Source organism: Nocardia sp. NPDC058705, assembly GCF_042749305.1.
Classification (GTDB): domain Bacteria; phylum Actinomycetota; class Actinomycetes; order Mycobacteriales; family Mycobacteriaceae; genus Nocardia.
Genome location: NZ_JBHYRN010000018.1, coordinates 126850 through 136543, shown reverse-complemented (window position 1 = coordinate 136543; position 9694 = coordinate 126850). Strand labels below are relative to the sequence as shown.

The 9694-nt window shown below is 66.9% G+C and carries 6 protein-coding genes; 5 read left to right on the top strand and 1 reads right to left on the bottom strand.

Annotation, left to right across the window (positions count from 1 at the left end; translation table 11 throughout):
• Positions 1-146 precede the first annotated feature (146 nt).
• On the bottom strand, positions 147-1829 hold the full coding sequence (locus tag ACFW6D_RS21035; protein ID WP_379330526.1) for an aldehyde dehydrogenase family protein: 1683 nt from the start codon (positions 1827-1829) through the stop codon (positions 147-149).
• Between the two features lie 81 nt (positions 1830-1910).
• Between ACFW6D_RS21035 and serS the strand changes: the two genes are divergently transcribed.
• From serS to ACFW6D_RS21010, 5 genes are all read left to right on the top strand, one after another.
• Entirely contained in the window at positions 1911-3167 is a 1257-nt protein-coding gene (gene serS, locus ACFW6D_RS21030) for a serine--tRNA ligase (RefSeq protein WP_379330524.1), read from the top strand.
• Between the two features lie 73 nt (positions 3168-3240).
• On the top strand, positions 3241-5073 hold the full coding sequence (locus tag ACFW6D_RS21025; protein WP_379330522.1) for a putative bifunctional diguanylate cyclase/phosphodiesterase: 1833 nt from the start codon (positions 3241-3243) through the stop codon (positions 5071-5073).
• A gap of 88 nt (positions 5074-5161) precedes the next feature.
• Positions 5162-6457 (top strand): MFS transporter, encoded by a 1296-nt coding sequence (locus ACFW6D_RS21020; RefSeq protein ID WP_379330520.1) that lies wholly within the window; start codon positions 5162-5164, stop codon positions 6455-6457.
• A gap of 55 nt (positions 6458-6512) precedes the next feature.
• Positions 6513-8429: a protein kinase gene (locus tag ACFW6D_RS21015; RefSeq protein WP_379330518.1), complete on the top strand. Its 1917-nt coding sequence runs from the start codon at positions 6513-6515 to the stop codon at positions 8427-8429.
• A gap of 83 nt (positions 8430-8512) precedes the next feature.
• Positions 8513-9694 carry a hypothetical protein gene (locus ACFW6D_RS21010; protein WP_379330516.1) on the top strand — a complete coding sequence of 394 codons (1182 nt, stop codon included), beginning with the start codon at positions 8513-8515 and terminating at the stop codon, positions 9692-9694.

The window sequence follows — 9694 nt, the reverse complement described above, 5'->3', positions numbered from 1 at the left end:
GATCAGGCACCGTTGCTTGCTCCTTCGTCGCCTACGCAACGGCACCTGATCGACGGGACGGCCGCGACCGCCGACTGCGTCGGCGGACCCTCCTCGAGGTCGGGTCGTTGTTGCTGGGTGTGTACGACTGCTGGCCCCGAGCGTACCTATCCCCGCAGAGCTGACACGAAGATGCCCGGGATGCGGCGCAGCTTGCCGTCGCCGTAGAAGTCGGTCAGTTTGCGACCGGTGGAGGTCGCGGTCTTGTTCGAGACGAACCACGGCGGCTTCGGGCTGAGGGCGAGTTCGCCGCCCAGGATCGAGCGCGGAGCGGGGCGGAAGGGGCCGCGGACCACCGTGCGTTCGACGTCGTCGAGGAGGAAGGCGTTGTGTACGACGCCGATGCCGCTCTGGATGTCGTCGATGGTGTGGCCGGGGTAGGCGCCCCAGCTGGCGCGCGGTGTCAGGAACGCGAGCGCGGTCCAGACGTTCAGCGCGACGGTGCCGTAGCGCAGGTTCTGGATCGCGGTGTCGAGTTTCGCGCCGAGCTCGGTGATGGTCGCGGGGTCGGCGATGATGTTGGCGCCGAGGGTGCCCATCAATTCGTCGTTGGCGAAATCGACTGCGTTGCTCAGGAATTCGGCTCCGAGGCCCGGCAGTTCGACCACGCCGAGGACGGGCGAGAAGTACTCGGTGCGCAGCAGGGGAGTGTCGCCGGCGGGCAGGTTCTCGACCAGCAACCGGCCGTTGGCACGGGCCGCGTCGGGGTAGGCCTCCAGTGCGCCCGCGACGCGATTGTCGCTGCCGGGGTAGTAGGCGGTGCGTGCGGGCGCGTTGTCGATCGCGGCGCGCAGTTGGGTGAGGAACTGCTCCTTGAGCGGCCAGTCCGCGGCGAGCACCACGGTCTGCGCGGCGACACAGTTGTAACCACCGTTGTGCAGGCGCTGGGTGGCCACGTGCTCGGCCTGGAACTTCAGATCCGCGGCCGACCAGTCGCCGGGAACCACGATGCACGGCGCCACACCGCCGAGCTCGCTGGTGATCGGCTTGGCCAGGACGGGCTCGCCGGTCTTGTCCGAACCCGGCCCCCACACGATCGCGTCGTGGGTCGGCGCGCCGCCGGTCATGTGCACGTGCGCGACCTGCGGGTGGTTCACCAGGTAGCCGCCCTCCGGCGCGCCGCCGGTGAGGATGCGTACCACCCCGAGCTCGATGAACGGCGCGAAGATCGCCTGCAACACCGGCAGCAGCGGATCGGTGATCGGGTTGAGCTTGAGCGCCACGACGCGGTTGTTGGCGTAGAGCTCGTAGAGCGTGTCCAGCGGCGCGATCGACATGATGTTGCCCGCGCCGAGCACCGCGCCGACACCGTTGGTCTTCGCGGGTTCGCGCTGGGCAAGGCCCGCCTTGCGCCGCGCGGTCGCGGCATCGATACCGGGCTTCAGCCACACATCGGCGCTGAATCCGCTCAGCAGCAGCTTGTCGTAGAAGCCGTGCGGTAGCGCGGGCACCGCCACCCGGCCGCCGGGTGCGGTGGTGAGCTCGACACCGTCGATCGGGCTCGCGCCCTTTTCGAGCGCCGCCATCGACTCGCTCAGCGCCTGCGCGCCCGCGAGCATCGTCATCGGGCCCGACATCCACTCCTCGCCGAGCAGCGGGCTGTCGGCGTCGAGCTTCTTGATGGTGCGGGCGGCGGCGACCCAGGCCTCGGCGTCGCGCGCGGTGAGCGCGTGCAGCTCGTCGAGCAGTTCGCGGCGGCGGCGCAGGCCGGTCGTGGCCCAGGTCTTCTCCCCCTCGGTGAGGTCGGCGAGCGCGGTATCGATGACGGCGGTGTCGAAAGTGGTACTCACACCGCAACTATGCCCCTGCGCTGCCCGATTGGCATAGGGCCGAGAGAATAAGGGTTGCGTAAACAACTAGGCTTGATTCTCATGATCGACCTCCGATTCCTGCGCGAGAACCCGGAAGCCGTCCGTGCCTCGCAGCGGACCCGCGGTGAGGACCCCGCGCTCGTCGACGCCCTGCTCGAAGCCGACGCCGCGCGCCGGGCCGCCGTGGCCACCGCCGACAACCTGCGCGCCGAACACAAGGCCATGGGCAAGGTGATCGGCAAGGCGAGCAAAGAGGAGCGCCCCGCGCTGCTCGCCGCCGCCACCGACATGTCCGCCAAGGTCAAAGAGGCCGAACTGGCCCAGAGCGCGGCCGACGCCGACCTCGACGCCGCCCAGCGCGCGATCTCCAACGTCGTGCAGGAGGGTGCGCCCGCGGGCGGCGAGGACGATTACATCGTGCTCGAAACCGTAGGCACCCCACCGGTTTTCGACTTCGAGCCCAAGGATCACCTGGAACTCGGCGAGTCGCTGCACCTGATCGACATGGAGCGCGGCGCCAAGGTGTCGGGTTCGCGGTTCTACTTCATGACCGGTTACGGCGCGCTGCTGCAGCTGGGCCTGTTGCAACTGGCCGCGCAGAAGGCCGTGGCCAACGGCTTCACCATGATGATCCCGCCGGTGCTCGTGCGCCCGGAGATCATGGCAGGCACCGGTTTCCTCGGCCAGCACGCGGCCGAGATCTACCACCTCGAAGAAGACGACCTCTACCTCGTCGGCACCTCGGAGGTGCCGCTGGCCGGCTACCACTCCGACGAGATCCTCGACCTGAGCGAGGGCCCCAAGCGCTACGCAGGCTGGTCGTCGTGCTTCCGCCGCGAGGCCGGTAGCTACGGCAAGGACACCCGCGGCATTATCCGCGTGCACCAGTTCGACAAGGTGGAGATGTTCGTCTACACCACCCCTGACCAGGCCGAAGCCGAACATCAGCGGCTGCTGGCGTGGGAGCGCGAGATGCTCGCCGCGATCGAGGTGCCCTACCGGGTGATCGATGTGGCAGGCGGCGATCTGGGTAGCTCGGCGGCGCGCAAGTTCGACTGCGAGGCCTGGGTGCCCACCCAGCAGACCTACCGCGAGCTCAGCTCCACCTCCAACTGCACCACCTTCCAGGCGCGCAGGCTCTCGGTCCGCTACCGCGACGAAAACGGAAAGGCGCAGGTGGCGGCCACCTTGAACGGCACGCTGGCCACCACGCGCTGGATCGTGGCGATCCTGGAGAACCACCAGCAGGCCGACGGTTCGGTGCGGGTGCCCGCCGCACTGGTCCCGTTCGTCGGCACCGATGTGCTGAAGCCGTAAGCTCACAGTTTGCTGACACCACATTTGTGGATGTAGCAAACACCGTGACCCATCAACATCTAGGCTGGTGCTCGTGCGAGGAATCGGGGCGCGCGGCGATACCCGAACCCGGGTGCGGGCGGCATCGGCGTTGGCGACGGCAAAGGTCATGGCCAGGACAACGGGGGCGTTCTACGTCCTCGGCGGTGTCCTCGGCCTGATGATCACTGCCGTCGCACCGGGCGAGGACGGTAACCGAACGGTTGTCGGCACCGCGGCGGCCATCTCGGTGCTGCTCGGGCTCACCCTGCTCGCGTGGGGTCCGCGCATGCCGCACGCCCTGCATCACGCCTATCTCGCCACCGCCACCGTGCTCGTCGCGGTCGCCGTGTACGACTTCCCCAATATGGTCGGCGCCATCACCCTTGCCTCGTTCTTCGTGTTCGTCGCCTGTGATGCTGCCCTGTTCTTCGCCTGGTCCCAGGCCGCCGCGCATATCGGTTTCGCGATGGTGCTGTGTCTGCTGGTGTTGCCCGCGCGTGGGTTGCCGTGGTGGTCGGGGCTGATCCCCGCCGGTGTCACCTTCGGTGCGGGTGTGGTGGTCGGCATCCTCACCAGGATGGCGTCGGAAGCCGATATCGACGTGCTCACCGGCCTGCTCAACCGCCGCGGTTTCGAGAAGCAGCTCAACCCGGCGATCGACGCGGCCGGTCGCGGCGGTCAGGGCATGGCCCTTGTACTGGTCGACCTCGACCGATTCCAGAAGATCAACGACCACCTCGGCCATCGCGCGGGCGACGCCGTCCTGCAGCGGGTCGCCGATACCTGGCTCGACCTGCTGGCCCCCGGCCAGGTGCTGGCCCGGTTCGGCGGCGATGTGTTCGCGCTGCTGCTGCCCGGCACCACCGAGCAGGCCGCGATCCTGCTCACCGAGCAATTGCGTGCCGCGGTGACCATGGGCTGTTCGGCCGGTGTCACCTCGTGGCAGCCGGGTGAATCCGGATCGCTGCTGGTCAGCCGCGCCGACGTCGGCCTGTATCGGGCCAAACAGGCGGGCCGCAACCGCACGGTGCTCGAATCCTCGCGTCAGCTTCCCCTGGCCGTGGAACTGCGCGAGGCCATCGACCGCGGCGCTTTGGACGTGCACTATCAGCCGATCGTCAGCCTCACCGAAGACGGCGGCCAGGCGGTCGGTGTCGAAGCGCTGCTGCGTTGGTCGTCGAGCGCGCAACCCGAGGTCACCACCGAGGGCCTGATCCGCGTCGCCGAGGAATACGACCTCATCTCCGACCTGGACGAACTGGTCCTGCGCCGCGCCTGCGCCGACGCCGCGCGCCTGCAGGAGAGCTTCGCCTCGCTGAACCTCACCCTCAATGTGAACGTCTCCGGCCTGGAACTGGCCGAAACCGAATACGCCGAGCGTGTCGCGACCATCCTGTCCGAAACCGGTTGGCCCGCAGACCAACTCGTCCTCGAGGTCACCGAGAGCGAACTCGCCGCCGAATCCCAGACCGCGATCACCAACCTGCACACCCTGCGCGAGCGTGGCGTGCGCATCGCCATCGACGATTTCGGCACCGGCTATTCCTCCCTGAGCCGCCTGGCCACCATCCCCAGCGACATCCTCAAGGTCGACCAGTCCTTCGTCGCCGCCATCCGCTCCGATTCCCCCGCCCCACCCCTGCTCAGCGTCATCGCCGCCCTCAGCAAATCCCTCGACCTCCAGGTCATCGCGGAGGGCGTCGAAACCGAATACCAAGCCGCCGTCCTCACCGAACTGGGCTTCGCCCTCGCCCAGGGCTACCACTACAGCGACTCCCACCCGGTGTCCGAACTCATCAACGACCTCAACGACGGCCGCCCCCTGATCCCCACCACCGACGAAGACGATTCCCTGGCCGCCAACGGCTGGATCCCACTCGGATAATCGCTTGACCCGGCCGGTCTCGGCGCGAACGATGGTGGTCATGCGAATGCTCATCTACGGCTGTTGATCTTTCCCGCTCCGGGAGGCGGTGGCCTGGTTGCGACGTGATCCTGTTCGCGACCTCACCGTCCGTGCTGTGCTGTTCAAGGGCACGCGTGACCTGCTGCCGATCTACGCCCTCTACGGGGTGCTGTTCGCCGAGCACGGGCTGAGCACAGCGCAGATCTCGCTGCTGCTCGCGATCTGGTCGGTAACCGCCTTCGTGCTCGAGGTGCCCTCCGGCGCCTGGGCCGACACGGTGTCCCGGCGCGGGCTGTTGATCCTGAGCTGTGTGCTGCAGGCCGCGTGTTTCGCCACCTGGATGTCGGCGCCTTCGTTCGCGGGTTTCGCGGTGGGCTTCCTGCTCTGGGGCGCCGCCGGATCGCTGGAATCAGGTACCTTCGAAGCCCTGATCTACGACGACCTGGTCGCCCGCGAAAAACCGTCGGCCTACGCCGCGATCATGGGCTGGGCCCGAGGCGCCCAGGAATCCACCGTCCTGCTCGCAATCCTTGCCGCCGCACCCCTTTTCGCTCTCGGTGGTTACGCACTGGTCGGCTGGGTCAGCGTCGGCGTCGGCATCGTCCACACCCTCGCCGCCCTCGCCCTACCGAGCGCCCCCGTCGCCATCTCCGCCACCGCCGTCGACGACCTCGACGACGACCCCGAACCGGTTGGTCCCCATGTCAAGCAGGTAGCCGTTGCACCCCAACCGAATTCGCCCTCGACAACACACGGCACATCGTCGCGATACCTCTCGATGCTCAAAACCGGTATCGCCGAAGCACTACACGTCCGCCGAGTCCGCCGAGGCGTCCTACTCGGCGCCCTCCTCTACGGCGTCACCGCCTTCGACGAATACTTCGGCCTCCTCGCAATCTCCGGCGGCGCCTCCACCAGCACCTCGGCACTGTTGGTCGGCGTCACTGTCGCGGGCTCACTGATCGGTTCCCTCCTAGCAGGCCGAACCGAATCTCTCTCTTCCCGCACCATCGCGGCAGCCCTGTTCCTCGCCGGAATCCTGTTCATCGCAGGCGCACTCGCCGTCGGCACATCCATGATCTGGATCGGCTTCATCGGCATCGGCATCGCCTACGGCATCGACTTCAACGCCGAGGTAGTCGCAGGCGCCCGCCTCCAGGACGCCATCGAAGGCCCTGCCCGAGCCACCGTCACCTCGGTCTCGGGCCTGCTCTCCGAAATAGTCGCCCTGGCCGTCTTCGCCTTCGTAGCGACGGCAACCCAATACCTGTCGATGTCGACCACGATCGCGCTGCTCGGCACGGTCCTGCTCGCGGCTGCCATGCTGACACCCACCTGGATGCCGCCGCGCCCCGCGGACTAGCAGAGTCCGGTGTTAGGTTCTGGACGCACGGCAGGTGAGCTGTACTCCTGCCGCGATGAGTGCTATCGGGGGAGTCGAAAAGTTGATCAAGGCATTGTCGGTCGATGACCCGAACATGGTGTCCCACTATCGAATCCTCGGTGTGCTGGGCGCAGGCGGAATGGGCCGAGTGCTGCTCGGCCTCGCCCCGGACGGCCGTTTCGTTGCGATCAAACAGATCCACACGCGCCTGCTCGACGACGGCGACTACCGCGCCCGATTCCACCGCGAGGTCGCGATCTCGACCCGTGTCTCGGGTGCCTTCACCGCCGCCGTCGTAGATTTCGACACCACCAGTGAAATCCCTTGGCTTGCTTCGGTCTTCATCGCCGGCGTGCCCGTGGATACCGCAGTTCAGCAGTACGGCCCACTCCCGCTCGCCAGTGTGCGAACCCTGGCCTCCGGTCTCGCTTCGGCTCTGCATTCGATTCACACGGCAGGCCTGATCCACCGAGACCTCAAGCCCGCCAACGTGATTCTCGCCGCGGACGGCCCCCGCGTGATCGATTTCGGCATCGCGAGAACGACAGAATCGGAGGAGTCGCTCACCGAGGTGGGCAGTGTCCTCGGTTCTCCGGCGTACATGTCGCCCGAGCAGGCGGGCGCCGACTCGGTCACCGCCGCCAGCGACATCTTCTCTCTCGGTTCATTGCTCTACATGGCAGCGACCGGTGTGAGTCCCTTCGCCGCCGCCTCCGCACCGTTCACCCTGTTCAACATCGTCCACACCGAGCCCGACCTCACGCCGGTTCCCGAGCAACTGCGCGAGCTCATCGCGGGCTGTCTGCGCAAAGACCCGCGCGCGCGTCCGACCGCCGCGCAGATCCTGGACTATCTAGGCGTTCTCGCCCTCCAGGCCAGTCCGTGGCCCGCCCTGATACATCAGGACATCGCGAACCAGTCCGCACGGATGCGAGAGCTGACCGACGATCCCGATCGCACCCAGATCATTCTGGCCGCACCGCCGCGCCGTCCGGTGCCAGTTGAGCAGCCGAAACGTCGCCGTGGGCTCGTCATCGGCGTGGCTTGCGCTGTCGTCACCATGATTCTCGCCGCCTCCGCGGCCGTGGTGCTGTTGCGTGGCGCAGCACCCGCGGCACCGAACGCGGCAGGCCCGGCGGCGGTTGTACCCACCTTGGCGCAACTGCGCGTAGTCGATGCCTGTGCGTGGGTGAGACAAGCGCTGGGCCCGGCGCTGCCCGAACCGGTCGCCAGGGGTGTTCGCCGCGAAACCGACTCGTGGACGTGGGCGACAACATCGTCGTGGGGGTGTGACGGCAGTTCGGGGTCGGGTCGGATGACCGTCGAGATAGGCCGAGCTATCACGGGTTTCACATCGACACAGCGCACAGTCGCACAACTCGACCTACTCAGACGTGGTCGCGACTGTGCGTTCGCCGTTGCTGGTAGCGGGCCCGCATCGTGGGGGATCAGTGTCGAGACGGGTGTGGCGGTCGACTGCTCGCTGGCCGAATACACCGTTGATCGCCTTGTCGCGGCACTGCCATCTCTTGTGGTGGATCCCGCCGCCGCACGCTCGCTGGCGTCGGTCGACCCCTGCGCCCTCCTGACCGAAGAGGAGGTCAGGGCTGCCGGTTCATCGGGGCCGGGTGTGCCGACGGCGCACGGTTGTTCGTGGGGCGGGGCCGGTCGAGTCCAGGTGGAGCTCGGTCGGCCGAACGACCGTGATTCCGGCACGCTTTCGGGCCGCGATGCCGTCGACATCGGCGGCGGCACGGTGGTCTACAACAAAGACATCTACCAGGACGCTGATAACCGAGGTTGCTCCAGTATCTATCGGTTCCGCGCTGTCGACGCGCACTACCACGAGTCGGTCACTGTGCAGGTACTCGGCGCCCAGCCCAAGGAGCACCGATGCCCGGCGGGAGAGGCGATCATCGCGGCATCGGTCCCTCGGCTACCGCAGCGGTAGCAGCCTTCGGTGCGAGATGCTAACTTTCGCAACAGGTTTGATATGACCAGTCACGTTTGAGGCTGGTTCTAGGGGGAATGATCGTGCGGTTCAGGCTGCATCGCGTCGCGGTGCTGTCACTACTCGTGCTCGGCTTGCCGATGGGGTGTGGTGACGCTCCCGTCCGGCCGGATCACGGCAGTTACTCGACGGACCCTGCTCCGGCCGACTATGACGAGGGACCGAGCCGGGCTCGTGGAATCCTGGTGGAGTCGCTGCGACTCGGTGAGCGAGTGAGCTTCGGTGACCGGATAGATCCCGACCTGACCTCGACCGGTGGTGGCGGGGTGATGGGTGATCATCGCGGCCTGGTACCCGGCATGAACATGCTGTCCGGTGTTCAGAGCAATGTGGCGAGCAAGGCAGGCGTCCACGCATCGTTCGGGGCGATAGCCGACAACGGCCGGTCCGACGACAAGGACGAGAAGTCCGTAGCGATTTCGCTGCTGGCCTTCGAGACCGAGGACATCGCGCGAACAGCGGCAGCGGACATGGCCCGCGCGGACTTCGAGCAGGGTGCCGACAACGTACCGATCGTGCTCCCGGATTATCCTGCGGCACTGAGTCATTGGCGTCCATCGGTGCCGACGGTCGGCAGTTGGATCACGTGGAAGAACTTGGTCATCCGGGTTTACGCCAAGGTACTCGAGCCGCGCGTCGAGCTCCTGGTCGACGTATTGACCAAGACTTATCGGATCCAACTCGCCGACCTGGAAGGGTTCGTGCCCACCGCCGAGGCGGATCTGCCGAATCTGCGTATCGACCCGGACAAGCTCCTCACCCGGCTCGTGCGAACCGCCGAACCGGAACTCGACGGCGATACCGGAGCAGGCACGTTCTCGGTCTATGGTCCGCGTGCTTTCGCCCTGCTGTGGGATCGCCCGTCCGCGATGTTGGCGACTCTGCGCGCTGCCTCGGTGTCGCAGGTCGCGGTGGCACACCACAAGTACCTGCGTCACACGGCCAGCGCTGAAGCGGCGGCGGCAGAGGCGGACAGGCTGGCCGAGGAAGGTGAACGCGAATACGTCGCGATACCGGGGATCGCGGGTCTGCCCACGGTGTCGTGTTGGCAGGCGAAATTGCCGAACGAGCGCAACGTTCTCGCGAACCGCTTCAAGTGCATTGTCCATCGCGGCGTTGATGTGGTGGTCGTCTTCAGCTACCTGGAACCTGACGTCCGACACCTCGCCGCGGCTCAATACGCGCTACTCGCCCAGGATCGGTGA

Excerpts from the sequence above, each read along its gene's own strand:
- serS (WP_379330524.1), top strand. The coding sequence starts at position 1,911 with ATGATCGACCTCCGATTCCTGCGCGAGAACCCGGAAGCCGTCCGTGCC.
- ACFW6D_RS21015 (WP_379330518.1), top strand. The coding sequence starts at position 6,513 with ATGAGTGCTATCGGGGGAGTCGAAAAGTTGATCAAGGCATTGTCGGTC.